This window comes from Castellaniella sp., assembly GCF_049671645.1.
Taxonomy (GTDB): domain Bacteria; phylum Pseudomonadota; class Gammaproteobacteria; order Burkholderiales; family Burkholderiaceae_B; genus Castellaniella.
Window position 1 is genome coordinate 1 of record NZ_JBATVG010000007.1, and the last position, 26,201, is coordinate 26,201.

Annotated in this window: 22 protein-coding genes; 18 read left to right on the forward strand and 4 right to left on the reverse strand. The window is 63.3% G+C overall.

Annotated features, from left to right (window positions below; all coding sequences use genetic code 11):
* The first annotated feature begins 34 nt into the window (after positions 1-34).
* Entirely contained in the window at positions 35-4,135 is a 4,101-nt protein-coding gene (locus WBG56_RS01385) for a choice-of-anchor K domain-containing protein (RefSeq protein ID WP_424264761.1), read from the forward strand.
* 158 nt (positions 4,136-4,293) lie between these two features.
* Here the strand turns inward: WBG56_RS01385 and WBG56_RS01390 are convergent, their stop codons facing one another.
* Together WBG56_RS01390 and WBG56_RS01395 are read right to left on the reverse strand one after the other, a co-directional pair.
* On the reverse strand, positions 4,294-4,755 hold the full coding sequence (locus WBG56_RS01390) for a hypothetical protein (protein WP_424264762.1): 462 nt from the start codon (positions 4,753-4,755) through the stop codon (positions 4,294-4,296).
* A 47-nt stretch (positions 4,756-4,802) separates the two neighbouring features.
* The gene (locus WBG56_RS01395) at positions 4,803-5,870 is read right to left on the reverse strand and encodes a LacI family DNA-binding transcriptional regulator (protein WP_424264939.1); all 1,068 of its coding nucleotides are present in this window, start codon (positions 5,868-5,870) and stop codon (positions 4,803-4,805) included.
* Positions 5,871-5,967: 97 nt separating this feature from the next.
* On the opposite strand from WBG56_RS01395, the gene WBG56_RS01400 reads away from it, so the two are divergent.
* The 8 genes from WBG56_RS01400 (at position 5,968) to WBG56_RS01435 (ending at position 13,900) form a co-directional block, all read left to right on the forward strand.
* On the forward strand, positions 5,968-6,981 hold the full coding sequence (locus WBG56_RS01400) for a TRAP transporter substrate-binding protein (RefSeq protein WP_424264763.1): 1,014 nt from the start codon (positions 5,968-5,970) through the stop codon (positions 6,979-6,981).
* Positions 6,982-7,065: 84 nt separating this feature from the next.
* Complete coding sequence (locus WBG56_RS01405) at positions 7,066-7,605, forward strand: TRAP transporter small permease (RefSeq protein WP_424264764.1); 540 nt, start codon at positions 7,066-7,068, stop codon at positions 7,603-7,605.
* A complete protein-coding gene (locus WBG56_RS01410) occupies positions 7,602-8,882 on the forward strand; it encodes a TRAP transporter large permease (protein ID WP_424264765.1) in 1,281 nt (426 codons plus the stop codon). Before WBG56_RS01405 ends, WBG56_RS01410 begins: the two co-directional genes overlap by 4 nt.
* Positions 8,883-8,963: 81 nt before the next feature.
* Positions 8,964-9,503, forward strand: a complete 540-nt coding sequence (locus WBG56_RS01415) for a VOC family protein (RefSeq protein WP_424264766.1) — start codon at positions 8,964-8,966, stop codon at positions 9,501-9,503.
* Positions 9,504-9,510: 7 nt separating this feature from the next.
* Positions 9,511-10,776: a ribulose-bisphosphate carboxylase large subunit family protein gene (locus WBG56_RS01420; protein ID WP_424264767.1), complete on the forward strand. Its 1,266-nt coding sequence runs from the start codon at positions 9,511-9,513 to the stop codon at positions 10,774-10,776.
* Between the two features lie 40 nt (positions 10,777-10,816).
* Positions 10,817-12,139: a four-carbon acid sugar kinase family protein gene (locus WBG56_RS01425; protein WP_424264768.1), complete on the forward strand. Its 1,323-nt coding sequence runs from the start codon at positions 10,817-10,819 to the stop codon at positions 12,137-12,139.
* A gap of 100 nt (positions 12,140-12,239) precedes the next feature.
* Positions 12,240-13,169 carry a 2-hydroxyacid dehydrogenase gene (locus tag WBG56_RS01430; protein ID WP_424264769.1) on the forward strand — a complete coding sequence of 310 codons (930 nt, stop codon included), beginning with the start codon at positions 12,240-12,242 and terminating at the stop codon, positions 13,167-13,169.
* Positions 13,169-13,900, forward strand: coding sequence for a hypothetical protein (locus tag WBG56_RS01435; protein WP_424264770.1), 732 nt, complete (start codon positions 13,169-13,171; stop codon positions 13,898-13,900). The genes WBG56_RS01430 and WBG56_RS01435 overlap by 1 nt, the downstream gene beginning before the upstream one ends.
* On the opposite strand, the gene WBG56_RS01440 is transcribed toward WBG56_RS01435, so the two are convergent.
* Positions 13,878-14,978 carry an ADP-ribosylglycohydrolase family protein gene (locus tag WBG56_RS01440; protein WP_424264771.1) on the reverse strand — a complete coding sequence of 367 codons (1,101 nt, stop codon included), beginning with the start codon at positions 14,976-14,978 and terminating at the stop codon, positions 13,878-13,880. The two genes, WBG56_RS01435 and WBG56_RS01440, sit on opposite strands and share 23 nt — an antisense overlap.
* A gap of 157 nt (positions 14,979-15,135) precedes the next feature.
* Here WBG56_RS01440 and WBG56_RS01445 point away from each other — a divergent pair, with 157 nt between their 5' ends.
* Entirely contained in the window at positions 15,136-17,106 is a 1,971-nt protein-coding gene (locus WBG56_RS01445; RefSeq protein WP_424264772.1) for an acetoacetate--CoA ligase, read from the forward strand.
* 76 nt (positions 17,107-17,182) lie between these two features.
* On the forward strand, positions 17,183-18,106 hold the full coding sequence (locus WBG56_RS01450) for a M14 family metallopeptidase (protein ID WP_424264773.1): 924 nt from the start codon (positions 17,183-17,185) through the stop codon (positions 18,104-18,106).
* 158 nt (positions 18,107-18,264) lie between these two features.
* On the opposite strand, the gene WBG56_RS01455 is transcribed toward WBG56_RS01450, so the two are convergent.
* The gene (locus WBG56_RS01455) at positions 18,265-18,537 is read right to left on the reverse strand and encodes a hypothetical protein (protein WP_424264774.1); all 273 of its coding nucleotides are present in this window, start codon (positions 18,535-18,537) and stop codon (positions 18,265-18,267) included.
* 110 nt (positions 18,538-18,647) lie between these two features.
* On the opposite strand from WBG56_RS01455, the gene WBG56_RS01460 reads away from it, so the two are divergent.
* From WBG56_RS01460 to WBG56_RS01490, 7 genes are all read left to right on the forward strand, one after another.
* Positions 18,648-19,439 (forward strand): IclR family transcriptional regulator, encoded by a 792-nt coding sequence (locus tag WBG56_RS01460; protein ID WP_424264775.1) that lies wholly within the window; start codon positions 18,648-18,650, stop codon positions 19,437-19,439.
* A gap of 21 nt (positions 19,440-19,460) precedes the next feature.
* Entirely contained in the window at positions 19,461-20,516 is a 1,056-nt protein-coding gene (locus WBG56_RS01465) for an extracellular solute-binding protein (RefSeq protein ID WP_424264776.1), read from the forward strand.
* 77 nt (positions 20,517-20,593) lie between these two features.
* Positions 20,594-21,418, forward strand: coding sequence for an ABC transporter permease (locus WBG56_RS01470; protein WP_424264777.1), 825 nt, complete (start codon positions 20,594-20,596; stop codon positions 21,416-21,418).
* A 29-nt stretch (positions 21,419-21,447) separates the two neighbouring features.
* Positions 21,448-22,251 carry an ABC transporter permease gene (locus tag WBG56_RS01475; RefSeq protein WP_424264778.1) on the forward strand — a complete coding sequence of 268 codons (804 nt, stop codon included), beginning with the start codon at positions 21,448-21,450 and terminating at the stop codon, positions 22,249-22,251.
* A gap of 27 nt (positions 22,252-22,278) precedes the next feature.
* Positions 22,279-23,451 carry an ABC transporter ATP-binding protein gene (locus WBG56_RS01480; RefSeq protein ID WP_424264779.1) on the forward strand — a complete coding sequence of 391 codons (1,173 nt, stop codon included), beginning with the start codon at positions 22,279-22,281 and terminating at the stop codon, positions 23,449-23,451.
* A 24-nt stretch (positions 23,452-23,475) separates the two neighbouring features.
* A complete protein-coding gene (locus WBG56_RS01485; RefSeq protein ID WP_424264780.1) occupies positions 23,476-24,579 on the forward strand; it encodes a nitrilase-related carbon-nitrogen hydrolase in 1,104 nt (367 codons plus the stop codon).
* Positions 24,580-24,660: 81 nt separating this feature from the next.
* Positions 24,661-26,160: an aldehyde dehydrogenase gene (locus WBG56_RS01490; protein ID WP_424264781.1), complete on the forward strand. Its 1,500-nt coding sequence runs from the start codon at positions 24,661-24,663 to the stop codon at positions 26,158-26,160.
* The last annotated feature ends 41 nt before the right edge of the window (positions 26,161-26,201 follow it).

The window sequence follows — 26,201 nt, forward strand, 5'->3', positions numbered from 1 at the left end:
GGCTGCGGGCACCTACGGCGGGACCTATGGCTCGGTGACGGTGGATGCCTCGGGCCATGCGGTGTATCAGCAAACGGGCCTGTACACGCACACGGGTGCGGGTGCGGACACGAAGGCCGATGCCGACAGCGTGACGGTGAAGGTGACGCTGGGCGACGGCAGCCAGGTGGACATGATCGTGAAGGTGGGCATTGCCGACGATGTGCCCACGCTAGGTGCTTTTACTCCCGGCGAGATGCAGAACGAGGCAGGCTCGATTACTGGCTCATTCGACGTCGATTTTGGGGCGGATGGCCCGAACTTGAGCAATCCGTTTGATATTACTGGTCCGGTGATAGAAGGGATTTCGTATAGCGAGCAGGATCTTGGTGGCGGTGTCACTAAACTCACTGCGTACGTCACTGGGTCTGATCCGGTGACGGAAGTGTTTTCTCTGACTGTCGATGCGACGGGCGAGTATAAGTTCGAATTGATCACGCCGAAAGCCGCGACATCCGAGCCGATCTCGTTTGGTTCTCTGGGCGCTGGTGGGCCAGGCTTCCGTGAGCTGGCAGATGATCCTAATACCCTATTGAATGAGACTGGTCGGGTTGAGTTCCAGTCGAATGGGACAGGAGTGAATTCCAACGGTTCCGCATTTGGTGTGAGTAACCTGTTTGTTGATCGGGGCGAGTGGTTCGAAATGGAGTTCCATGACCCTGGTGCTGTTGGAAACGATCCGGCCGCTACGGATCCGGATATCCTGCAATCGCTCACAATTCAGATTGCGGATGTTAAATTTGGGCCCGTCACGATCGAGTGGACAGCTACAAACCCATTGACTGGTCAGACGGAAAACGGCACGTTAGAAATTTCGTCTGCTGGGCCCATTACTATCGAACCGGGCATTCCGTTCAGTGTTCTCAAAATAGAAAATATCGACGAAAACAGTAAAGCTAATTTTCAGATGAGTACGGATGTCACGATATCCCATCTCGTCCTTCCCGCGGATCAAGAATATAAATTCGACATCGTTGCACGGGATAGTGATGGGGATGTGACTTCGTCGTCCGCTCTCGTGGTGGATGTGAATGCAGCACCTGTCGTTTCCGGCGCGATGCTGATGGTCTCCGAAGCCAGTCTGAATACCCTGATGACAGGCTCTCTGACGATTACCGATCCCGGTGATACGGCCGCTCATCACGTCAGTCTGCTGAAGCCGCCCCAAGGCGCCTTCAAGTCGGATGGGCGCCCCGTGCATTGGGAAATCTCCGATGATGGCCATACCTTGACAGGCAGTACGAAGGATACGGGGAATACTGTTGGTCATGATGTGATTGCGGTCACCATCGACGACAGCGGGAATTACACGGTCAAGCTGCTTGCTCCCATCGAACACCCGGGCCATAACCCGCAGAACGATGTGACATCCTTCGACGTCAAGGTCAAGGTCACGGATTCGCAGGGTTCGTCGGGAACGTCCAATCTGACGATCCATATCCAGGACGACGCCCCGGCCAACAACCCCAATGCCGATAGCGACCTGGGCATCCCCGTCAGCGTCATCAGCGTGGGCGAACTGGAATCCGGTTTCACGAACTGGAAGCTGGAGAACAGCGGCTCTCTGACTCAGACGATCAATAACGACAGCGATCCCGGGATCGATCGAATCGTCTGGGGCGACAAGAGCCAGGGCTCGGGCTACGCCTTCGTGGATAACGAGGGACTGCGAGGCGCCGATTCCAATCTCCTGGATACCACGTTCAAGCTGGGGACGTTCACCCACAATAATTTCCCGGTTTCGGGAAATTCGCTGACCTCGGTCGACCTGCAGGTCTCCATCCACGTGATGATTGACGGCGTCGAACACGTCGTCAATCACACGATCAAGCTCAGCCATACGGAAACGTCGAACAACTACGGTGATTCGCGGGACGACGATATCGTGTCCATCACAAACTCGACGGCCACGCAGACCTTCACGGTGGGCGATCGGACCTATGTCCTAGATATCAAGGGTTTCCTGGATGCGAATGGGAACCTGGTGTCGACGATCCACACGCAGGAGAACAAGGCGAATTCCTTCGACCTGTATGCCACGATTGCCTCCACGGACGCGTTGCCTCGGGTCGAAGGGGACTTGTTCGATCAGAGCTCCGGCATTACGACATGGCAGTACGGCGCCGACGGCGCCGGGTCGGTGGTCTGGGAAAACGGGGTCTCGGGGGTCGGCGGATCCACGGTCATCACCAATCAGTACGGTACGTTGACGGTGGGGGCCGATGGGCATTACGTGTTCGAGATGAGCCGGGCTGCTCGGGATAATTTCCAGATCGGCGACAAGAGCCTGACCTACAACTACACCGTCACGGATGCCGATGGCGATACCCAGGTCGGGCACATCACGATCGACCTGAGCGGCTACAAGAACATCCCGACAGTACCGACTGTCGATCACGCGGCGGACAGCACCCTGCTGGCCAACGAGGCCGGCTTGATGACCGTCGCGGACACTGGCCTGGATGTGGGCAAGGATGTATCCGGGGCCACGATCGCCATCACGGGAGCGGACCAGGCCAGCCTGAACGGCTCGGCGGTGACGACCAGCGTCATGGTGGACGGTTCGCCGCAGACGATCTCCCTGACGTCCGGCGGGCACGCTCTGGTGTACCAGCAGGATGCCGCGACGGGCAAACTGTATGCGGTCTACCAGGATGATCCGGGGCATAAAGTGTTTGAGGTGTCCGGGTCTGCGGCCGACGGCACCTATGCTGTGCATATGATCGATGCGTTGGATCCGGTGACCGAGTACACAGTGACAGTGCCTGGGGCCAGTGGAACGGCAAACTTCAGTTTCGGCAGCTCCGGCAGTCAAGAAACCGTCAGCAGCATTAATGATGGCATCAAGCTGACGCTGTCGTCCTTCCTGGACAAGGGCGGGGCCGAAGGCGTCAGGGATGCTGGAACTGATACGTCAGCGAACATTGTGATCGACAGCTCCAATAACCGTGGCATTAGTGTCGACAACCCGAATTGGGTCTATGGTCAAGGCAATGGGAGCAAGAAGGATATATACGATAGTCAGTTCATCCAGAACAACACCGAGTCGGGTGGCAAATCGGATGGCTCTTACGGTGAAAAACTGGTGCTCGATTTCAGCGCCAATGCGGCCGAAGGCCGGCACATCACCGAGGTGGCCCTGACCTTGAATCAGTTCGGAGATCGCAGGGCGGACGATGGCTGGAACAGTCCCAGGGGGGATGAAGATACTGCGCGTATCACGGTGTTCTATACCGACGGTTCACACGAAGATGTGAATGTGACTGCGGCGTCGAGGTCCTGGTGGGAGAACTCAAACGGTGATTCCGGAACCCAGGATGTCACGATCCAGGCGTCGGGCGGCAGGGACATCGATCATATCGTCATCGGAGCGGGTGATACCTCCAGCCAGTTCTCGGTGGATGAGCGAATCGATGTGAAATGGCATGCCGATCCCCATGACGTCACCCATGCCGTTGACCAGGACAGCCTGACCCTGCATCTGGGCGCCACCGTGACGGACGGCACATCCGATCAGGCCTCGACGAACTTCGATGTTTCCATCGATAACTCGTCCAGCGACGCCAATACGCTGCATGGCACGAACGGCAACGACGCGCTGTTCGGCGGTCAGGGCTCCGATACGCTGGTGGGGGGAGACGGCAATGACCATCTGCATGGCGGCGCCGGCAACGACTTCCTGACCGGCGGCGCGGGCGACGACGTCTTTGTCTGGAAGCTGAGCGACCGGGCTCCGGACGGACATCCGGCGGCGGTGGATCATGTCACGGACTTCGGCATCGCCTCTCCTGGGCACTCCGATTCCAATGGCAAGGATATGCTCGACCTGAGTGATCTGTTGTCGGGGCACACGGACGGCGCCACGCCGGGCGATCATGGCGATCTTACCCAGTATCTGCACATTGCCGGAGGCACGGGCGCCGATACGGGCAAGACGATCATCAACGTCAGCACCACGGGGGATGTCGCCAACGGCCATGACCAGCAGATCGTCATTGATAATGTGGACCTTACGTCAGGCCATGACGTCGGCGATCAGACGGCGTTGATCAACAGCCTGATCAATGACGGTAAGCTGAAGGTGGATCAGGGCTAAGTCCCAGCCTGCGCTTTCCAGCCTTGCACCCGCACTCCGGTTTCTGTCCGGGGTGCGGGTTTTTGCATGCGAAACGCGGAGCGTCTTAGGTATCGAGCGCCGGGGAGGCGTTCGGCCGGCTTGATGGATCGCGCCGTGGCGCCTGGCGCGACGGCGGGCTAAATCAGCCCGTCCCGGATCTCCGTCAGAATCCGGCAGAATTCCGCTGCCGGGATCGACGTCCTGGCCGGTTCCACGTCTTCGCCCGTCTGGTGCAAGATCTCCAACCCCTGAGTGGATCGCAGGACATGGCACAGCCCCTGGTTCTGGGCGAATTTCGCCTGCAGGGCGCGCTCCACCAACTGATGGTGGGCTGCGGAACCGAACGGAAGCGGCGTGGGGCCCCAGTACGCGAAGGCCTTGTCCGCGCCCTGGCCGCATTCCTTGGCCTGCCAGGCGGTGGATGCGAAGGCCCGGGCGCGTGCCGGGTGGCCTTCCGGGAATTTGATGCCCTGGATGAAACCTTCGATGGAGGCCAGCAGCACACCGTCCAGCAGGAATGGCGACAGGCTGAAGTTCGACAGGGCGACGCCGCGCCAGTCGTCGGATGTGTAAGCCACGTTGATGGTGGTGTCTGCCACTGGGGTCTCCCGCAAGAAGCCGTGTGATGGAGTCTCAGTCTAGCGGATCAGGGCAGGTTCTCGCTGAACACCACGCTGATCTGCATGGGTTCGATGCCCGCCATGGGCTCGCGCCCGGCCCGGACGTTGGCGAAGATGCGCACGGTGGACAGGATGGTCGACTGCAGGTTCTGGTTCAACAGCGCGTCCATGGTGCCGTCGATCAGCAGGCCGCGGGTGTCGGGGGTCAGGCCGTGGCCGATGAAGACGATGTCCTGGTCCCGGCCGGCGTCTTTCAGGGCCTTGCCGACGCCGTCGGCTGCGCCGCCGATGTTGTAGATGCCGGCCAGGTCCGGGTATTGGTCCAGCAATTGGCGGGCCTGGCGGTAATTGATGGCGGCGTCGTCGTGGCCTTCTTTCAGGCCGATCACCTGCAGGGCGGGAAATTTTTCGTACAGCACGTCCTGGAAACCCATCTCGCGTTCTTCATGGCCGCGATAGTGGCGGCTGCCGGCGATCATGGCGACGCGTCCTGACCGGGGGCCGATGAATCGCCCCATCAGCAGGCCGGCGCTGCGGCCCGCGGCCCGGTTGTCCAGTCCGACGTAGGCGGCGCGCGCGGACCGGGACAGGTCGGAAATCAGGGTGATGGTGTGCACGCCCCGGTCAGCCAACTGATTGACGGCTTCGCGCACCACCGGGTGTTCCAGCGCCATGAAGGCGATGCCATCGGCGCGTTTGCCTTCCCTGAGCAGGGTAGCGGCCAGGATGCGGGGATCGAAGCCTTCGACGAATCGGCTGCGGCACTGCACGTTGAACGGGTCCGTGTGGTCGTGCGTGGCGCCGGCGTAGTCCCCCAGCATGTTCAGGTAGCGGTTGGTGCCGGCCGGCAGCAGAAACAGCAGACGCATCGGGTGGGGCTGCAGCGCCCGATAAAGATCCGCCTGCGGCAGATAGCGCAGTTCGGCAGCCGCCTGGAAGACGGCTTGCACCGTGGCTGCCCGCACGCCGGGACGCTGGTTCAGGACGCGGTCGACCGTGGCGGTGGAGACCCCGGCAGCCTGGGCGACTTCGCGGATGCCGGGGCGCCTGCGAGTGGATGGAAGTTCGGTATTATTCACATCAAAAACAATCAGTACATATGATTGACCATAGAGATCATATATTGAACACTTACGCTCATACAAGAGCAGACTGAATATCAAACCTCAAATTCAATCACGGAGACATCCCATGAAACCTGCCTCTCTTCTGTTTCGCCACGGCTTGCTCGGGGCGATCCTGGCCTCCAGCCTGGGGCTGGCGGCCAGTCATGCCACGGCCGCCACCCTGACGCTGCGGTATGGGCATATGAACTCCCCAAACAGCGTGGCGGGTCAACAGGCCCAGATGTTCGCCGACAAGGTCAAGGAATACACCCACGGCGAAGTCGTCATCCAGGTGTATCCGTCGTCGCAACTGGGCAAGCTTCAGGAACTGGCCGAAGCGACCTCCACGGGTGTGATCGCCTTGTCCCATAACACGGCGGGCGGCATCGGGGCTTTGTATGAACCAGTGGCGGCGCTGGATACCCCCTACCTGTATCGGGACGTCGATCATCTGATGAAGGTGACGGATATCGCGTCGCCGGTCATGAAGGAATTGAACAAGGGGCTGATCGATTCAGCCGGCGTGCGCGTCCTGTACGCCTATGATTTCGGCACCCGTGAACTGACGGCCAACAAGGCCGTCCGCACCCCGGCGGACCTGGCGGGGGTGAAGATCCGGTCTCTGCCGTTTCCGATCTACATGACCGCGGTCGAGGCGCTGGGGGCCGTCCCCGTGCCGGTGGACTGGTCGGAAGTGCCCACGGCGCTGGCGACCGGCCAGGTGTCCGGCCAGGAAAACCCGGTGGACGTGGTGCTGTCGAACAAGCTGTATGAATCGCAGTCGCATCTGATGCGCACGGGACACATCACCAATCCGGAACTCATCATCATGAACGACCGCACCTGGAAGAAGCTCAGCGATGCGCAGCGTGCGGCGTTCACGCGTGCGGCGGAAGAAACCCGGACCAAGGCCACTGAAATGGTGCTGTCCCAGGAAGCCGACCAGTTGGCCAAGCTGAAGGAGCTGGGCATGAAAATCGTCGGCCCCGAAGACGGTCTGGACCTGAAGGTCTTCCAGGACCGTGCGCACAAACTGGTGCAGGAACGCTTCGGCGCGAAATACGGCGAACTCTACCAGCAGATCGCTGCCATCCAGTAAGCCGGTCCGCCGGGTTTCACCGTTCATCATCAGCCTTTATGCCGCCGCGCCGGTTTATCCGGTGTGGCGGGGAGCCCCCACATCATGTCTTCCACCTTGATCCAGCCGGACGGGCCGCCGCCGGGCCGTCTTGCGGCGTTGTTGCCGCGCCTTTGTCGCGGGTTTGAAAGACTGGCGATCGTGATGCTGCTGTTGACGACCTTTCTAGTCGTGCTGCAGGTCGCGGCGCGCAACTTCTGGCAGGCCGGCCTGCCCTGGGCGGATGAACTGGCCCGGTACGGCGGGCTGGGCATCGTCTACCTCGCCATCCCCCTGTTGCTGCTGCAGGATGGCCACATTGCCGTGGACATTTTCAGCTCGCGATTGAAGGGGCGAGCCGGCCGGCTGCTGGCCGTCATCAACGAACTCATCGTCCTGGCGTTCTGCGGCCTGTTCCTGTACGGCAGTTATCTGTTCCTGATGAAGGCCGGCAAATTCGCGACGCCGGCGCTGCGGATGCCCAATCTGGTGTTCTATCTGCCGGTGGTGGTCGGGATGCTGTTGTTCACCCTGGTGGTTGTCCTGCGTCTGGCCCGCGCCATCCGGCCGGCCGCCGCCGCCGATCGACAGGGGGCGTTGTCATGATGAGCCTGACCATTCTGATTCTGTTCCTGGTGATCATGCTGATGGGGGTGCCCATTGCCGTGGCCATGGGGATGTCGGCCGGCATCGTGCTGTGGTGGTTCGACCTGCCCTTGTCGGTGCTGGCGCAGCGCATGGTCAATGCGCTGGATTCCACCCCCTTGCTGGCGGTGCCGATGTTCATTTTCGCCGCCTGTCTGTTCAATGCGTCGGGCATCACGGATCGGCTGTTCACGCTGGTGCGCATGCTGGTCGGGCGCATCCGCGGCGGACTGGGGCATGTGTCGGTGCTGACCAGCCTGATTTTTTCGGGAATGTCGGGGGCCGCGCTGGCCGATATCGGGGCGCTGGGCGGCACCCAGATGCGCCTGATGCGGGAACAGGGCTACAAACCGGAATTCGCCGCCGGCATCACGATGGCGGCGGCCACGATCGGGCCGATTTTCCCGCCCAGCATTCCGCTGATCATCTTCGCCTCGGCCGCCGAAGTGTCCGCCGTGAAGCTGCTGTTGGCCGGTGTCGTGCCGGGGCTGATCATCACGGTGCTGCTGATGGTGCAGATCGCGGTCATGGCCAAGCGCCAGAATCTGCCGCGCGACACCATCGTCGTCAATGCGCGGGCGCTGCTACGCCAGGCCCTGGTGGCGTTTCCGGCGCTGTGCGCGCCGTTGGTGCTGATCGGCGGTCTGGTCAGCGGCCTGTTCGGGCCGACCGAAGTGGCCGGGGTGACTGTGGTCTACGCCCTGTTCCTGGGCTTCGCCGTCTATCGCCAGCTCACGTTGCGCGGTGTCTGGGATGCGGCCCGGGAAACCGTCAGGGCGACGGCCAGCGTGCTGTTCATTGTGGGCGCGGCGGCCTTGTTCGCCTGGGTCCTGACGATTGATCAGGTGCCCATGCTGGCGACGGAATTCTTCCTGCATCTGTCCAGCAGCCCGTTTGTCCTGCTGATGATCGTCAATGTGTTGCTGCTGGTGGTCGGCATGTTCATGGAATCGATTGCCGCGATCCTGATCCTGGCGCCGATCCTGACGCCGGCGCTGCTGGCCGCCGGGGTGGACCCCGTGCAGTTGGGGGTGGTCGTGGTGCTGAATCTGATGATCGGCCTGCTGACCCCGCCGGTGGGCATGAGCCTGTACATGGTCAGCATCATGGCCCGCATGCCCTTGCACCGCGTGATCGCGGGGGCCCTGCCGTTCTTCATTCCGCTGCTGCTGTCGCTGCTGGTCGTCACGCTGGTGCCGGCGGTGTCCACCTGGTTTCCAAGCCTGTTCATCCGTTGAATGGGAGCGCGCCGAAGGCGCATGAAAGATTGATGTCGTCCTGCGCCTGACGCGCGGGATGCAAGATGAGGAGCACGAGCAATGAGTCGTTTTTTCGGGGAAATCCGCCAACTGGGCTATGTCGTCAAGGACATCGAAGCGGCGATGGACTACTGGAGCCGGACCCTGGGCGTCGGCCCCTGGTATTACAACCCCAAGGTGCCGATCCAGAACTACCAGTACCGGGGACAGTCCTACGAGCCCCACAATTCCGTGGCCCTGGCCAATTCGGGCGATGTGCAGGTGGAATTGATCCAGACCCGCAACGATGTGCCGTCCATGTACCGGGATTTCCGGCAGGCCGGGCATGAAGGGCTGCAGCACGTGGCGTACTGGACCCGCCAGTACGATGCGGACCTGGAACGCCTGTTGGCGCAGGGCTTCAAGCCGGTCATGGGCGGCGAGGTCGGCGAGAACGGCCGTTTCATCTATTTCGATACGGAATACCACCCGGGCACGGTGATTGAACTGTCCGAGGTCCTGGGGCCCAAGGGCGCGCTGTTCGACCTGATCCGCCACGCGGCCGAGGGCTGGGACGGCCGCGACCCGATCCGGCCGTTCCCCGATCTGAACACGCTGTGAGTCAGCCATGGACGATCTTGACTACGAAGCCGACTATCTGATCGAGACGCCGCTGGACCCGGATCGCGTCGCGCAGGTGATGGCGGGCGAACAGTCCTGCGGCACCTTCACGCGGGTGGCGGGCGAAACCGACGAGCTGCGCAGCCGCGCCCGGGCCTCGGTGCTGGATGTGGAGGTCCTGGGTCAGGCGCTGGAACCGGCGCTGCCCAACGCTTTTCTGTCCCGTCGTCAAACGGCGGGCCCCTGGATTCAAGCCCGGGTGCGTATCCGGTTTCCGGTAGCCAATGTGGGCGCGAACCTGCCCACGCTGTATGCGACGGTGGCGGGCAATCTGTATGACCTGGGTGAAGTCACGGGCATGAGGCTGGACGCCCTGCGCCTGCCTGCGGCCTATCGGGCGCGGTTCGATTTCCCGACCCACGGCGTGCGCGGCACGCGGGCGGTCACGGGGGTGGAGCAGGGGGCGCTGATCGGCACCATCATCAAGCCCAATGTGGGCCTGTCCGCGCGGCAGACGGCGGATCTGGTGACAACCCTGTGCGAAGCGGGTGTCGACTTCATCAAGGACGACGAGATCTGCGCCGACCCTGCGCATGCGCCGCTGTCGGAAAGGGTGCCGGCGGTGATGGCGGCGGTGCGCGACTATCGGGCGCGCACAGGCCGGACGGTGATGGTGGCCTTCAACATCAGCGACGAGCTGGATGCCATGCGCCGTCACGCCGATCTGGTGCGCCGCGAGGAAGGCTCCTGTGTGATGGTCAGCCTCAATAGCTGCGGGTTTTCCGCTGTGCAAAGCCTGCGCCGCAGCACGCCGTTGGCCATTCATGGACATCGAAACGGCTTTGGCTCGATGTCGCGCCACCCCCTGCTGGGCATTTCGTTCCAGGCGTACCAGACGCTGTGGCGCCTGGCCGGGGTGGATCACATGCACGTGCATGGTCTGCAGGGCAAGTTCGCCCAGACCGATGCCGAGGTCGTGGAATCCGCCCAGGCCTGCCTGGCGCCGCTGGCGACGGAACGGGATGACGCCGTCATGCCGGCGTTTTCCTCCGGGCAGTGGGCGGGGACCGTCCCGGCCACGTATCAGGCCGTGGGCGACGATCTGCTGTTCATGTCGGGCGGCGGGATCCTGGCGCATCCCGATGGCCCCGCCGCCGGGGTCGGTAGCCTGCGCCAGGCCTGGGAAGCCGCACGCAGCGGCGTGGCCTTGGCCGATTTCGCCCGACAGGCGCCCGAACTGCGCCGGGCGCTGGAGTTCTTCGGTGGCCGCTGAGCAGCCCCGGCAGCTCCCCGGAGGGGACGCCGCATCAGGCGTGCCGGACTTGAAACTGGTCTTTTACGCGGATGATTTCACGGGGGCGACCGATACGCTGGCCACGGTGGCGCGAGCGGGGTTGCGGGCGACGCTGTTCCTGGGCCTGCCCACCGCCGGGCAGCGGGCGGCCATCGGCCCCCAGGATTGCCTGGGGATCGCGGGCGCATCCCGGTCCATGACCCGCCGGCAACTGCAGGCGGAGCTGGGCGGGCTGGCGGATCATCTCGCGCCGTGGTGTCCGCCCGTGGTGCATTACAAGACATGCTCCACCTTCGATAGCAGCCCGTCGGTGGGCAATGTCGGGCTGGCCGTGAGCGTGTTGCGGGATCGTCTGCCAGTCGGGCCGTTCGTGCCGATTGTGGGCGGGCAGCCCAATCTGGGCCGGTATTGCGTGTTCGGCAATCTGTTCGCCGCCTTCCAGGTGGGGGGCGAAGTCTTCCGCCTGGATCGGCACCCGACCATGAGTCGCCATCCGGTGACGCCGATGGACGAGGCCGATTTGCGCCGGCATCTGGCCCGCCAGGGGATGAAGGCCATGGCCGGCATTGCCTACCCGGTCTATGACGAGGCGCCCGATCGGCTGGACGCGCGGGTGGCCGAGGCGACTGCGGACGGCCCGGATGGGGTTCTGCTGGATGTCGCTGCGCCGGCGCATCTTGCGGTGATCGGCCGGGTCTTGTGGCGGCAGGCCCGGCGCCAGCCGCTGCTGGCCGTGGGGCCCAGCAGCGTCGAGCAGGCGCTGCTGACGCAGTGGGCGACAACTGATCACCAGGCGGCTGCGCGGGCCGAAGAGCAGGCCGCTTCGGATGCCGATCGCCCGAACGGCCCCGTGCTGGTGTTTTCCGGCAGCTTGTCGCCACGCACGGCCCGGCAGATTCAGGCGGCTCGCTCGTATGACCGGGTTCCTGTGGCCGTCGGCGATCTGCTGGATGGCGCCTCGGGCGGGCGCGCCGCTGCTCGGGACCGGATCGTGAGGGCATTGCAGTCCGGCCATCACGTCCTGGCGCACTGGGTGGACCGTTCGGGGGCGGCGGCCGCGCCGCGCCTGGATCCCGCCCAACTGGCCAGGGCCGGGGCGGGCCTGGCCGCGGACGTGCTCCGCGAAGTCCGTCCCGGGCGCCTGGGCCTGTCGGGGGGCGATACGTCCAGCCATTGCATGCAGGCGCTGGATGCCTGGGCGCTGACCTACCGGCGGACGCTGGAGCCCGGTGTGGCGCTGTGCCGGCTGCATGCGGATGCTCCCCGGCTCGATGGGCTGTCGCTCATGCTAAAGGGCGGGCAGATGGGCTCCGACGACATCTTCGAACGGCTGCTGGCCTGAGGCCCGGATCCCCATTCCCCCTGTGCTACAGTCCCGAGGTCATTCACCACTGTTGGTTCAGCGCAGGGCGGCATGGCTGCCCCGGCCTGACGGCCCGTCTATGGAAATCGTCTTCGCTTCCCGTCACGAATCGAATCCCCTGGAGTGGGTCAACGCCCTGCGGCAGGCGCTGCCGGAACACAGCGTGCGCCTGTGGGATGATGGCGGTCCCCAGGGGCGCGCAGATGCCGCCGTCGTGTGGGCGCCGCCGGCCGATCTGTTCGTCCGCGAACCCGGGCTCACGCATCTTTTCAATCTGGGCGCCGGGGTGGATGCCTTGCTGCGGATCCCGGATCTGCCGGACGACATCACGCTGGTGCGCATGGAAGACGGCGGCATGGCAGTGCAGATGGCGGAATATGTCCTGCACTACCTGATCCGTGAATCCCGGGATCTGGGCCGCTATGCCGATCTGCAGGCACAGGCCCGCTGGCAGCCGCTGGACGACATCGACCGGGATGCCTGGACGGTCGGGGTCATGGGCGGCGGCGTGATGGGCGCGCGCGTTGCGCAGGCCTGCGCCGCGCTGGACTATCCCGTGGCGGTCTGGTCGCGCAGCGGCCGCCCGGTGGCGGGGGCTCAGTCCTTCGGGCAGGATGATTTGGCGGGTTTTCTGGCCCGGACCCGGGTGCTGGTCAATGTGCTGCCGCTGACCTCAGGCACGCGCGGCATCCTGTCGCGCGCCGTGCTCGAGCAACTGCGGCCCGATGCCTACCTGATCAATATCGCCCGGGGGGACCATCTGGTCGAATCCGACCTGCTGGCCTGTCTGGACAGCGGGCGCTTGCGGGGAGCGGCGCTGGACGTCTTTTCCCGGGAACCCCTGCCGTCCGATCATCCGTTCTGGTCGGACCCGCGCATCCAGGTGACGCCGCACGTGGCGGGCGCCAGCCTGATGGCGTTGACCGTGCGGCAGATCGCCGACAAGGTCCGGGCCGTGGTCCGGGGGGAACCCATCACCGGCGTCGTGGACCGGGCGCGGCAGTACTGATGGCTACCCCGGGCGCCGGACGCCGGGCCGTGCTCGGGCTTCTGGGCGCGGCTTTGGCGCTGATGCTGTCGGCCTGCGCGTCGCCGCCGGTCGAGGGGTTGCGGGGCGAATCGTTTTCAGCCGATCAACTGGTGCAGAACGACAACAACCGCCTTCAGACACTGGCCATGCGGGACAATCTGGACAGCCTGGTCCGCCTGCTGGAAAAACTGTACCGCCGCAATCCGGGGGAATGGCGCAAGGCCGGTTTCTCCGATCTGAAAGCCGCTCTGGCCCAGGGGGATGCGCGCATCCGCACAGGGGAAGTGCCCAAGGAACTGGACGGTCTGCGGGATATCGAGGTCCTGTCCGTGGCGATGGATCCGCGCTATCCGGGCGACCGGGTGGCTGCCTTCGTGCTGGGGCTGTCCAATATGATCATCGCGGCCCACGGCGGACGCACACGCTTTCACGTGGGCGATGCGGTGGATGCCCGCCATGTCTTCAATGCGGCCCGCAACGTGGAGGTGGCGGCCTGGATGCTGGCCAGCCGGCGCGATGCCCAGGGCCGTCCGTTGCTGCTGTCCAATGAACTGGGCAACGGGGTGGCCAACCTGAGCTTCGAGCGCGAATTCGGCCGCATGATCGCCCGGCTGGATCTGGTCGCCGAATTGCAGGACGAAAACGTCCGGCGCATCGGCATCAATTATCTGCAGGGGCTGCTGTTCTTCAATTTTCTGCCGGTGCGCTAGCGGCCTGACGGGCGAGTCGTTCGGCCCAGGCCAGTCGCTGGCTGCTGTGTTCCAGCCCGCTCAGGAAACGGTCGGGGATGGCCTGGATGCCGCCGATGGCCCCGGCCAGCGCCCCGGTCAGGATGGCGCGAGCCTGATTCTGGCCGCCGCCGTTGACGGCGTGCAGCACGGCGGATTCGAAGTCCCCCTGAAATCGGCCCGCCAGGTAATAGGCGGCGGGAAACTGATGGTACACCGCGCAGGGCATGCCATAGACCAGGGATGCCTTCCAGGCCGGCTCGATGCGGATATCGGGGTCGGTGGCCGCGCGCAGGATGCCGGCGGTCGTCAGCAGGGCGTCGGGGGACGGGAACTGGCCCGCCTGCCGGGGGGCTTCAGGGCCGGGCGGCGGTGTCTGTTCCCCGACGGAGGTGACCGCGTGAAAGGGCAGGGCGCCGTCATGCACCATCGTCATCAGGCGATCGGATGTCTGCGCGTCCAGGGGTTCGCCGCGCACCAGGCTGCCCAGCACGCAGCCGTAGGCCACGGTCATGGCCATCACCGTGGTGTCGTGCTGGGTCAGCAGAGTATTGGCCGACACCTGCCGCGCCAGTTCGGCGGGCCGCAGCGCGTAGCGGATCGCCAGGGCCGGGATGCGTTCGGCGGCTTCGGTCGTGTCGGCCAGGCCCGAGACCTGGCCCCAGGGACGGTGTTCGCGCACCCGCAGCCGCCAGGCTTCGCGGATCGACTGGCTGGTGTAGCCGCCCGGCCCGTTCATGGGGGTGCCGTCCAGTTGCGGGAACAGGTCCTGGTCCAGCCGTCGGCAGAAGTCGGCTTCGTCGTAGTGTTCGCGTTCGACCAGCGACTGGGCAAGCAGATCCAGGATGTAGCCGGCCTGCGACGATTGCCCGGCCTTCAGGCCGCCGTGATAGCGGTCGGGGCGCGGATCGGTGTAGTCCGTGATCCAGGCGCCGTAGTCGCGCTGCAGGGCGTCCAGGTCGTAATACCAGTGCGGTCCCAGGGCCAGGGCGTCGCCGATGTAGGCGCCCATGAGCGCGCCCCGGGCGCGTTGTTCCAAAGTGATGTCTGCGTGTGTCATGCCGGATTCCAGGCCGATGTGCGATCGGTCCAGTATGCGGCGGCGGGGGCGGCCAATGCAAGCAGGGCGGTTCGCTGGGCGCGGAATAGTGGCGCCACGGGGCGCGGCATAACGGTATAAGCTAGTGCGATCAAAAAATAATGCGAGGAGACTTCCGGTGAGCAGTCCTGACAGCAGTCCTTTGTGGGCGCCCAGCGCCGCGCGTGTCGCCCAGGCCCGCATCACGGATTATCAGCAGTGGCTGCGTGCGCACCGGGGCAAGGATTTCCAGGATTACCCCGCCTTGTGGCAGTGGTCCGTCGACCATCTGGAAGATTTCTATGAATCGGTGTGGGAATACTTCGATCTGCGCAGCTCGGCGTCTTACCGGCGCGTGCTGGATCGCCGCGCGATGCCCGGGGCGCAGTGGTTCGAGGGCGCCCGCCTGAACCTGGCCGAGCAGGTCTTCCGTTTTCACCTGGACGAACCCGACCGCCCGGCCATTGTGTCGCGTTCGGAAATCCGGCCGCAGCAGGCCTTGAGCTGGGGGGCGATGCGCGCGCAGGTGGCCGCCGCCGCGCAGGGCTTGCGCGCCCTGGGGGTGGGGCCGGGCGACCGGGTGGTGGCGTATCTGCCCAATCTGCCCGAGACCCTGGTGGCCTTCCTGGCCGTGGCCAGCCTGGGGGCGATCTGGTCCAGCTGTTCCCCGGACATGGGCACGCGCAGCGTGCTCTATCGCTTTCGCCAGATCGATCCCAAGGTCATGCTGGCGGTCGATGGCTATCGATACGGCGGCAAGGACTTCGATCGCCTGCAGGTCGTGGCGGGGCTGCGCGATGCATTGCCGACGCTGGGCAAGGTCGTGCTGCTGCCGTACCTGGACCCGCAGGCCCGCCTGGACGGCGCCCTGGCGTGGGACGATCTGCTGGCGCAGCCGGCGGACCCCATGCGTTTCGAGCAAGTGCCTTTCGACCATCCGCTGTGGGTCGTGTATTCCTCCGGCACGACGGGGCTGCCCAAGCCCATCGTGCATGGCCACGGCGGCGTGCTGCTCAAGGGGCTGCAGGATCTGGCCCTGCAGATGGACATCGGTCCGCAGGATCGCTTCATGTGGTTCACCACGACCGGCTGGATCATGTGGAACATCCAGATGATGGGCCTGCTGACCGGGGCCACGGTCTGCCTGTATGACGGCAATCCCGGCTATCCGGATCTGAATACGTTGTGGGATTTTGCGGATCAGGCCGGGATGACGTTCTTCGGGGCGGGGGCCGCGTACTTCCTGGCCTGCCGCAAGGCCGGCATCGAACCGGGACGGCGCCTGCGCTCGGGGACGCTGAAGACCGTGGGGTCTACGGGATCCCCCCTGTCCGATGACGGCTATCGCTGGCTGATGCAGCAATTTCCGGATGTCCTGGTGGCGGCGCTCAGCGGCGGCACCGATGTCGCGGCCGCCTACGTCGGGCCGTGTCCCGTGCTGCCCGTGTATGCGGGCGAGATGCAGTGCCGCTATCTGGGAACGGCCGTGCGCGCCTATGATGACGCCGGCCGATCGCTGGAGGACGCGGTGGGCGAATTGGTCGTCACCGAGCCCATGCCCTGCATGCCGCTGTATTTCTGGAACGACCCGGACGGCAGCCGATATCGCGACAGCTATTTCAGCGTCTTTCCCGGGGTCTGGCGCCATGGAGACTGGATCCGCATCACGCCGCGTGGCGGCGCCATCATCTATGGCCGTTCGGACACGACCATCAACCGCCATGGAATCCGCATGGGAACGGCCGAGATCTATCGCGTCCTGGAGGCCTTTCCAGAAGTGCTGGATTGCATGGTGGTCGATCTGGAGTACCTGGGCCGGGAATCCTACATGCCTCTGTTCGTGGTGCTGCGCGATGGACAGGATCTGACCGAGGCGCTGGCGGCGCGAATGAAAACGGCCATTCGGGACAACCTGTCGGCCCGTCACGTGCCCGACGCCATTCTGGTGGCGCCGGCGATTCCACGCACCCTGAGCGGCAAGAAGATGGAACTGCCCGTCAAGCGGCTGCTGTTGGGCGAACCGCTGGACAAGGTCATCAACCCGGACGCCATGAGCAATCCCGACTGCCTGTCGTGGTATCTGGCGTTGGGGGAAAGCCGCAGGCAGTGACGGCGCGCGGCCTGTTCGCCGGGGGCGGGCCCTGTGCTACAGTGGCCGCCGATTTTTCATGTTTGGAGAGATCCCTATGTCATCCGCCTTTTATCCGATCGGTACGCCCGGAACGCCCTGGGGGGCGGACGAGGTCGCCGCCTGGCTGGGGCGGCAGCGGCGCCAGCGCAGCTATGCCGATCTGGTGCTGCGGGCGGTGGATGATCTGCGCGGACGGTTCGATGTCGTGCAGTACGGTTCGCTGGATTATGCGCCCGACGTGTATCCCCTGATGGCCTTGCGCAGCCGGCATTGGCAAGGCGACCGGCCCGTGGCCTTGGTGACGGGCGGGGTGCATGGCTATGAAACCAGCGGGGTGATGGGGGCCTTGCAGTTCGCTTCACGGCACGCGGCGGATTTTGAAGACCGTTGCGATCTGGTGGTCGCGCCCTGCGTCAGCCCCTGGGGCTTCGAGCGCATCCATCGCTGGAATCCGCAGGCCCTGGACCCCAACCGATCTTTTCGGGCGAATAGTCCTGCCCGGGAATCCGCCGCCCTGATGCGGCTGGTCGAACCCTTTGCCGCGCAGGTGCGGGTGCATATCGATCTGCATGAAACCACGGATTCGGACGAAACTGAATTCCGCCCGGCCCTGGCCGCCCGGGATGGACGGCCCTTCGCTCCCGGCGGAATTCCCGACGGTTTCTACCTAGTGGACGACACCGATGCGCCTCAGCCGGGCTTCCAGCAGGCGATCATCGACGCCGTGGCCCGCGTCACGCATATCGCCCCGGCAGACGAGCGCGGCGAAATCATCGGTTCGCCCGTCATGGCGCCGGGAGTGATCCGTTATGCGCTGAGGTCCCTGGGCTTGTGCGCGGGGATTACGGATGCCCCGTATCGCACCACGACCGAGGTCTATCCGGACAGCCCCAACGCGACGGCGGATCAGTGCAATGCCGCCCAGGCAGCCGCAGTGTGCGCCGCCCTGGATTACGCGCTTTCGCATCAAAGCTCCTAGGGGTAATTACGGATCTTGTGCTTTGACGGCCAGGTGCCTATACTGAAATTGCTACCGGATGGTAGCGATTCTTCGCCTCAGTGGCGTTGACTTCACACTGCGCCCATGCAGTGTTTACTGCTCCAGTGGCAGTAGGGCCCCGCCAGAAGGCGGGGCCTTTACGTTTGGGGCGCCTCATCCGCATCGTCGCTTTGCACGGCGCGGGTGCGGCCGATCTGCTCGATACCCGCCTGTTCTCTTTCGGTCCTCTTGGTCCCGCCGCCTGGTGCGCCTCGGACAAGAGCGCCGGCGCTCACCGTCTCTTCATGCGAAACCGGGATCGCCTCCGCACGCCCGGAGCCGCAACTGGCCGCCGGTTTGCCGGGCAGCCTTCCCCATCCGGTTTTCAATGAATGCTGCTTGCCAAGCCGCCCGGATCTGGGTTTCGGCATGTGCGGATCCGCACTTGCAAGAACGCCGACGAGTCGTTGACACACATGATCTTCTATGCCATCATAAAAATATGAAATCGCAGTTTCATTTTTTATTAGGCTAGAAAAAGATGGATAAAAAGAAAAAACCAGCGTCGGCGACACCCGAGGTGGCCCGCTCGATCATCAATGCCATGTCTATCCTCGAGGCCCTGCAGGCCACCGACGATTTGCTGACCCTCAGCGAACTGAGCGAGCGCTGCAATTTGTCGAAGGCGACTGCCATGCGCTACTTGGGTGCATTCGAGCAGGGCGGCTACGTCAGTCGCAATGCGCGGGATGGCAAATACGCCTTGGGCGCAAAGATCGTGCAGTTGGCGCAGCGGTTCTACATGCGGGATCACTTGCTGATGATCGCCAGCGGGTCGCTGAGATCACTGGCCGAACAGTGCGGCGAGACATCCCATCTGGCCGTGCTCGATGAAACCGAGGTGATCTATCTGGATATTGTCGACAGCCAGCAGCGGGTGCAGGCGGTCGTGCGTCGCGGTGATCGGGCGCCCGCCTATTGCGTCGCATCGGGCCGGGCCATCCTCGCCCAGAGCGAAAAGGATGCGGTGGACGCCGTCCTGAGTCATGGCCTTTCCCCCATGACGAATCGCACCGTCACTGACGAATCGAAGTTCCTGGCGCTGCTGGCGCAAGGCCGAGAGGATGGCTATTTCGTCTCCGCCGGCGAGTTCGTGGAGGACATCGTTGGCATTTCAGTACCGCTGTTTGCTCCGGATGGACGCGTATTCGCTGCCATCGGGGTGTCGTTCCCGTCTTTTCGCACAACGTCGAAAGACATTGAAGTTGTTGGGCAGTTGATCAAGAAGCATGCAGAAGACATTTCGAGGTCGTTCAAACAAATGACCACATGATTTCCCTGGAGGAAACTCGCTATGCCGAACTTCAACCGTCGCCGTTTGCTGGCCGCCAGCGTCGGTGCTATCGCAGCATCCCCGTTCTTCACATCCAACCTGGTTTATGCCAAGGATAAGCGGATCGTCGTGACATCATTGGGCGGGCTATGGGAACGCTCCATCCGCCAGGATTTCATTCCCTTGTTCAAAGAGCGCACCGGGGCCGACGTCGACATCGTCCTGGGCGGCCCTTCCCAATGGATGAGCCAGATCGAGTCCCAGCCCGGTAAACCGCCCCTGGACACGATCGACAACAGCGAAACGCTGGCCTACCGGCTCATGGAACAGAACATGGCCGTCAAGCTGACCGAGGACAAGGTTCCCAACCTGGCCGACATCCCGCCGATCTTCCGCGCGCCTTGGGATGACTATGCGGCCATGTACATGTATTCCGCCGCCGGATTTTTCTACAACAAGGAAAAAATCAAGGACCCGCCCAAGTCCTGGGTCGAGTTCTTCGAGCGTGCGGGCAAGGGCGAGTTTGGCAAATCGCTCTCGCTGCCCGACATTTCCTACGGTTGGGGCAATGCCTTCATCTGGGCCTACGCGGCGGCCCATGGCGGCGGTATCGACAATATCGAGCTCGGATTCGATGCCATCGAGCGGGTGAAGCCCTACGTCGTCAAATTCTGGGCCAATTCCGGCGAGGTCGAGCGCCTCATCACCAGCCGGGAGGTCGACATCGGCGTGTTCTGGGACGGCCGGATCTATTCCCTGATCGAAGGCGGCGCCAGCTATCTGGGCTTCCAGCGCATGGATTCCCATGTCCTGATTTCGGGCATGGCGTCCCAGGTTGTGAAAAATGGGAACGAGGCGCTGGCGCTGGAATTCCTGAATACCTTGCTGGATCCGGCGCCGCAACTGCGATTCCACCAAACGATCAATTACGCGGTGACGAATGCCAAGGTCCAGTACCCCGAGTCGAGCCGGCATCAGATTCTGCCGGCGTCCAAGGGCATCATCCCGCCGTATCGGGAATTGGCCAAACTGACTCCCGGGATGATCCAGACCTGGAATCAGAAGATCCGTACCTGATCCTGACCGACAAGAGGGCTGGCATGTTGAGCAAATTGTCCGCGCCTGTATCGACGAGGCCTTTGACCGGTCCTCCCATGAAGCTCCTGGTTCCGGTTACTGCGTTTCTGGCGCTGTTCTATCTGATCCCCCTGGCGCTCATCACATTGATGAGCGCGGGGCACCCGCCGTCGTTTTCCCTGGGGCTGGGGCTGCTGAGCCTGGAACACTACGCCAAGTTCCTGTCTTCGCCGTACTACCTCAAGGTTCTGCTGGACACGGTCCTCCTGGGCTTGGCCGTTGCGTTCATTACCACCATCCTCGCCTATCCCGTCGCTTATTTCCTGGTCCGCTCCCGGTCACGCTATCGCGGCTTCGTCTACTTCGTGACGCTGATTCCCATGGCGGTCGGGATGAACATGATCACGCTCGGGTGGCTGATCATCCTCGGGCGCAACGGCTTCATCAATACCTTGCTCGACGCCCTGGGAATCATCGATCAGCCGTTGGGGCTGCTCTATACCTGGCCGGCCATGGCGGTGGGACTGGTGAACGTCATCTTCACCTTCATGGTGCTGCCGATCGCAGCCGTGCTGAAGAACATAGATCCTTCCTTGGAGCGCGCCGCCCGCAATCTCGGGGCCGGCCCGGTGCGGACGTTCCTCATGGTGACTTTGCCGCTGAGCGCGGAGGGGGTCGCCGCGGGGTTCCTGGCGGTGTTCATGCAGACCAGCGGCGCGCTGGTGATGCCGCTGCTGCTTGGCGGGACGTCGAATACGGTGCTCTCCGTGTCCATCTGGGAGCAGTATGCGGTGGCCAATGATCGCAATTTCGCGGCCGCCCTGTCGCTCATCTTGCTGGTGGCAGCGCTCAGCGTGCTCTGGCTCCAGCTCAAGATCAGCAAATCGCGAGAGGTGCTGTGATGGATGACACGAGAACGGAGGTCCCTTCCATGGGACACAGGGTGCGCAACGGGTTGCTGCGGGCCGCCTGGCGCTTCTACCTGGTGCTGATCATTGTCTTTCTGCTGTTTCCGGCGTTGCTGGTGGTGGTGGTGTCGTTCGATACGGCCAGCTACATGCGTTTCCCGCCCGACGGCTTCACGCTGCGCTGGTACCGGACCGCGTTTATGTCGGAGACCATCCGCCTGGCGGTCTACAACAGCGTGATCGTGGCCATTTTCAGCACCACCGCGTCGATTGCGCTGGCGGTTCCCTCCGCCATCGTGATTGTCCGCCGCCGCTTTCCCGGCCGGGATGCGCTGTATACGTTCCTGATGTCTCCCATCGCCGTCCCCTGGGTAGTGTTCGGCCTTGCGTTGTTGTATCTGTGGAGCGCCGCAGGCTGGAATCGGGGGCTCGCGGCGATTGTCATTGGACACACCGTGATCGGCATGCCGTACGTGCTGCGCACATGCACGGCAGTCCTGAGTCACGCGACGCCATCGTGCGAACTGGCGGCCCGGACGCTGGGCGCGAATCCGTGGAACACCTTCCGGCTGGTGACTCTGCCGATGATGAAGGCAGGCGTCATCGCAGGCGCGACCTTCTGCCTGCTGATCTCCTTCATCAATGTCCCGGTGCCGCTGTTCTTGACCACGTCGTCTTCGACGACCATTCAGATCGCCATCTTCAGCTACATGCTGAGCAATTACGACCCGGGTGTGGCTGCAATCGCCTCGTTTCAGCTCGTGCTCATCCTGCTGGCGCTTTACGTCGCCCAGCGGATTGCCAATCTTCGTGAATTCATTGTGTAGGCCAGAATGACAAACGACCTTTCGAACATGCCGGATGCCTCCAGCGCGAAGCCGTCTGGCGACGATACCCGGCACACGCTGGAATTGAAGCATGTGCGGCACACTTTCGGCGATACGGTCGCAGTCGACGACGTATCGTTCGTGGCCCGCCGCGGTGAGTTCCTGTCGCTGCTGGGGCCCAGCGGATGCGGCAAGACGACGACGTTGTCGATGATTGCCGGCTTCCTGAACGCCACCAGCGGGGCGATTCATATCGAAGGCCGCCGCGTCGATCACCTGGCGCCGGAAAAGCGCAATACCGGCATGGTGTTCCAGAACTATGCGCTGTTTCCCCACATGTCCGTCTCCGAGAACGTCGGCTTCGGGCTGCGGATGCGGGGCGTCAAGGGCGAGGCGGCCGACAGGCGGGTCCGTGAGGCCTTGCGCATGGTGCGGATCGAGAATTTCGCCGACCGGCGGCCCAATCAGCTCAGCGGCGGACAGCAGCAACGGGTGGCGCTTGCCCGCGCAATGGTCATCAAACCGGATCTGCTGCTTCTGGACGAGCCCTTTGGCGCGCTCGACCGGCAGCTTCGCGAAGATATGCAAAGAGAGCTCAAGACCCTGCAGCGCTCGGTGCAACTGGCGACGGTCTTTGTGACGCATGACCAGGACGAGGCGCTTTCGATGTCGGACCGGATCGCCGTCATGAATAACGGCAACATCGAGCAGATCGATGCGCCGTCGATCATCTACGAGTACCCCGAAACGATTTTCGTAGCGCGTTTCGTGGGCAAGTCGAATCTGTTCAACGGCACCCTCATCGAAGCCGGCCCGACGCATTCAGTCGTGGACAGCGAGGTCGGCCGGTTGATTTTGCCAGCGCTCGGGCAGGCCCCCGCGCCGGGGACCGATGTCCAGTGCCTGGTCCGCCCCGGAAACATCCGGTGCACCCCGGCCGCCGCATCCGTTGATCCGGGCGCGGGGTCTGTCTGCGCGGCGCAGGGCCTGATCAACGATGCTGTCTATCGCGGCGGCATCAGCGAGGCGCATATCGCCATAGGCGAGTACTCGATGTTGGCGGAAACGGCGCCGAACATCGACTTGCATTCTTTGTCAGCTTCGGTGGCGGGAAGCGGAACTATACGAGTGGAGTGGAATGCGGATGACACGAGAATCTATGTGAATGGCCGGCTGCGCCGATGGAAGCATGTTTATTAATCTGGATTTGAAAGGGTTTTTCTGATGAAAATCTTCGATACGTATACTGCAGTGGCTGTGCAATCCGAGCCGATCGTCGTGCTCAAACGCAAGCAGCTCGAACAGAATCTCAACCGTGCATTGGAGATCCTGGAATCATCGCTGTATTCGGTGCCCAACGCGAAGGCGCCGGACATGCAGATCGACTATGAACCGTATGCGCCCGTCAAGCTGGTGGCGTTCCCGGAGGATTTCCTGCAGGGCTACACCATGCGCGCCAACCTGGACGTGCATGTCCAGGAAATCGGCATCACCATTCCCGGCCCGGAGACCGACAAACTGGCGGCTCTGGCCAAGAAAATGGGAATCTATCTGTACGGGGTGGCGCTGGAAGTGCTGCCGCAGTGGCCGGACCGGATCTTCAATTGTGGTTTCATCATCGATCCGAATGGCGAGATCATCCACAAATTCCATAAGTTCTCCCCTGCCATTCACTACGAGATCACCACCAGCCCGTTCGAAGTGCTGGATGAGTATCTGGAGGTGTTCGGCCAGGGCAAGTCGATGCTGCAGACGCTGTTTCCCGTCAGCGACACGCCGCTGGGAAAGATCGGCACCATCATCTGCAACGACGGTTACCACCCGGAGTATTTCCGCGCCGTGCAGGTCAATGGCGCAGAGGTCATCATTCGCCCGGCGCTGGCGGAACCCGGCGTGAGCAAGGGTTGGTTCGAAATGACCAACCGCGCCGGCGCGCTGGCGACGTTGAGCTATGTCGTGGCGCCCAATATGGGCGGCGTGATCGGCCCCGAGCATGCCAAGACCATGATGGCCGGAGATTCGATGATCGTCGACTATGACGGCCAGATCGTGTCGCGGATTCCCTGGCCCGGCGAAGGCATGGTGTCGGGCACCATTCGCCTGGAGCATTTGCGCCAGCGCCGGTCGGATCCGAGCCGCAACTTTCCCTCGCTGCTCAAGACGGAAGTCCTGCGTGAGGTATACGCAGAGACGATCTATCCCGCAAACGCCACCAATGGCGAGGCGATCCGCACCTTCAAGGAACTGTACAAGAAGGATACGCGCCATCTCGGTGTGATCGAAAAGCTGTTCGAGCGCGGCGTCTACACGCGCCCGCGTCAATATTGATCCACCTACCTGAGCGGGCGGGCCGCCTGGCGGCCCCGCCCCGCCAATTTTCCTGCACCCATTCCAACCAGGAGGTCGACCATGCACCCGCTTACCTTTGCGCAGTGGAAAGAGCGCGCCGCCCAGGCCAAGATCAGGACTCGGCATTACATCGACGGGGAGTTCCGCGATGCCATCGGCGGGGGCGTATTCTCCGTCGTCAATCCGGCCGACGGCTCGGTACTTGCGAAGGTCGGCAAAGGAGGCGCCGATGATATCGACGTTGCGGTCGCATCGGCTCGCAAGACGTTCAAGGACGGAGTCTGGTCCCGGATGGATCCGCGCGACCGTATGGATGTGCTGTACCGCCTGGCGGGTCTGATCGAACGCGACGCAGAGGAATTTGCGCTGCTGGATACGCTGTGCATGGGCAAGCCGATCAGCGACATGCTTGCAGGCGATGTGCCGTTCAGTCAACTGACATTCCAGTTTTTCGCGGAGTGCATCGACAAGATGACGGGACACCTGACCAATACCGATGCCAATTCTCTGCATTACATCTCCCGTGAGCCGCTGGGCGTGGTCGGGTGCATTGTTCCGTGGAATTACCCCCTCATGATGGCTGCCTGGAAGGTGGCGCCCGCTCTCGCGGCGGGAAATTCCGTCGTGCTCAAGCCCGCCGAACAATCTCCCCTGAGCGCTTTGCTGCTCGCCGAACTGTTCGTCGAGGCGGGAGGCCCCCCGGGAGTCTTCAACGTGGTGAACGGCCTGGGCGAGGAGGCCGGCAAGGCGCTGGCGCTGCATCGGGATGTGGACAAGATCTCATTCACCGGTTCGGTCGAGGTCGGCAAGCTGATGCTGATCTATGCAGGCCAGTCCAATATGAAGCGGGTATCCACCGAATGCGGCGGCAAGAGCCCGCAGATCATCCTGGCGGATGCGGTCGATCTCGATGTCGCCGCGGAGTACGTGGTGAACGGCATTTTCGCCAATCAGGGCGAAGTCTGTTCGGCGGGTTCGCGGATTCTTGTCCAGTCATCGATCCATGACGATTTCCTGGCCCGGGTGCTCGACAAGGCATCGAACGCCTTCGCGCCGGGCCATCCGCTGGACCCTGCCACCACCATGGGGCCGCTGGTGACCCGGGAGCAGCGGGAGCGGGTGCTGGGCTATGTTGCCCATGGCAGAGAAGAGGGGGCCACGCTGGCCTATGAAGGCAGCCTGGGATCGGCCGTGGAAGGCGGGTTCTATGTCGCCCCCACCTTGTTCACCGAGGTGCGGCCGGCAATGCGCATCGCCCGCGAGGAAATCTTCGGGCCGGTGGCCGCGGTCATGTCGTTCGAGACGCCGGACGAAGCGATTCGGATCGCCAATGATTCGATCTACGGCCTTGCCGCCAGCGTCTGGACCGGAAGCCTGAGCAGGGCTCACAGGATGGCGCGAGATATCGAGGCCGGGATGATCTGGGTCAACTGCTATGACCATGGCGATATGACCCAGCCTTGGGGGGGCTACAAGCAGTCCGGCAACGGACGGGATAAATGCTTCGAAGCGCTGCTTGCGCATACCCAGACCAAGTCGGTCTGGGTGCATCTGGGCTGACGGGCCGCCCGCGAGGCCTTGCCGAACGAATACAACAGGAA

Excerpts from the sequence above, each read along its gene's own strand:
- WBG56_RS01465 (WP_424264776.1), top strand. The coding sequence starts at position 19,461 with ATGCCGAACTTCAACCGTCGCCGTTTGCTGGCCGCCAGCGTCGGTGCT.
- WBG56_RS01490 (WP_424264781.1), top strand. The coding sequence starts at position 24,661 with ATGCACCCGCTTACCTTTGCGCAGTGGAAAGAGCGCGCCGCCCAGGCC.
- WBG56_RS01485 (WP_424264780.1), top strand. The coding sequence starts at position 23,476 with ATGAAAATCTTCGATACGTATACTGCAGTGGCTGTGCAATCCGAGCCG.
- WBG56_RS01420 (WP_424264767.1), top strand. The coding sequence starts at position 9,511 with ATGGACGATCTTGACTACGAAGCCGACTATCTGATCGAGACGCCGCTG.
- WBG56_RS01480 (WP_424264779.1), top strand. The coding sequence starts at position 22,279 with ATGCCGGATGCCTCCAGCGCGAAGCCGTCTGGCGACGATACCCGGCAC.
- WBG56_RS01415 (WP_424264766.1), top strand. The coding sequence starts at position 8,964 with ATGAGTCGTTTTTTCGGGGAAATCCGCCAACTGGGCTATGTCGTCAAG.
- WBG56_RS01460 (WP_424264775.1), top strand. The coding sequence starts at position 18,648 with ATGGATAAAAAGAAAAAACCAGCGTCGGCGACACCCGAGGTGGCCCGC.
- WBG56_RS01455 (WP_424264774.1), bottom strand. The coding sequence starts at position 18,537 with ATGCCGAAACCCAGATCCGGGCGGCTTGGCAAGCAGCATTCATTGAAA.
- WBG56_RS01410 (WP_424264765.1), top strand. The coding sequence starts at position 7,602 with ATGATGAGCCTGACCATTCTGATTCTGTTCCTGGTGATCATGCTGATG.
- WBG56_RS01470 (WP_424264777.1), top strand. The coding sequence starts at position 20,594 with ATGAAGCTCCTGGTTCCGGTTACTGCGTTTCTGGCGCTGTTCTATCTG.
- WBG56_RS01405 (WP_424264764.1), top strand. The coding sequence starts at position 7,066 with ATGTCTTCCACCTTGATCCAGCCGGACGGGCCGCCGCCGGGCCGTCTT.
- WBG56_RS01400 (WP_424264763.1), top strand. The coding sequence starts at position 5,968 with ATGAAACCTGCCTCTCTTCTGTTTCGCCACGGCTTGCTCGGGGCGATC.
- WBG56_RS01435 (WP_424264770.1), top strand. The coding sequence starts at position 13,169 with ATGGCTACCCCGGGCGCCGGACGCCGGGCCGTGCTCGGGCTTCTGGGC.
- WBG56_RS01450 (WP_424264773.1), top strand. The coding sequence starts at position 17,183 with ATGTCATCCGCCTTTTATCCGATCGGTACGCCCGGAACGCCCTGGGGG.
- WBG56_RS01475 (WP_424264778.1), top strand. The coding sequence starts at position 21,448 with ATGGGACACAGGGTGCGCAACGGGTTGCTGCGGGCCGCCTGGCGCTTC.
- WBG56_RS01440 (WP_424264771.1), bottom strand. The coding sequence starts at position 14,978 with ATGACACACGCAGACATCACTTTGGAACAACGCGCCCGGGGCGCGCTC.
- WBG56_RS01430 (WP_424264769.1), top strand. The coding sequence starts at position 12,240 with ATGGAAATCGTCTTCGCTTCCCGTCACGAATCGAATCCCCTGGAGTGG.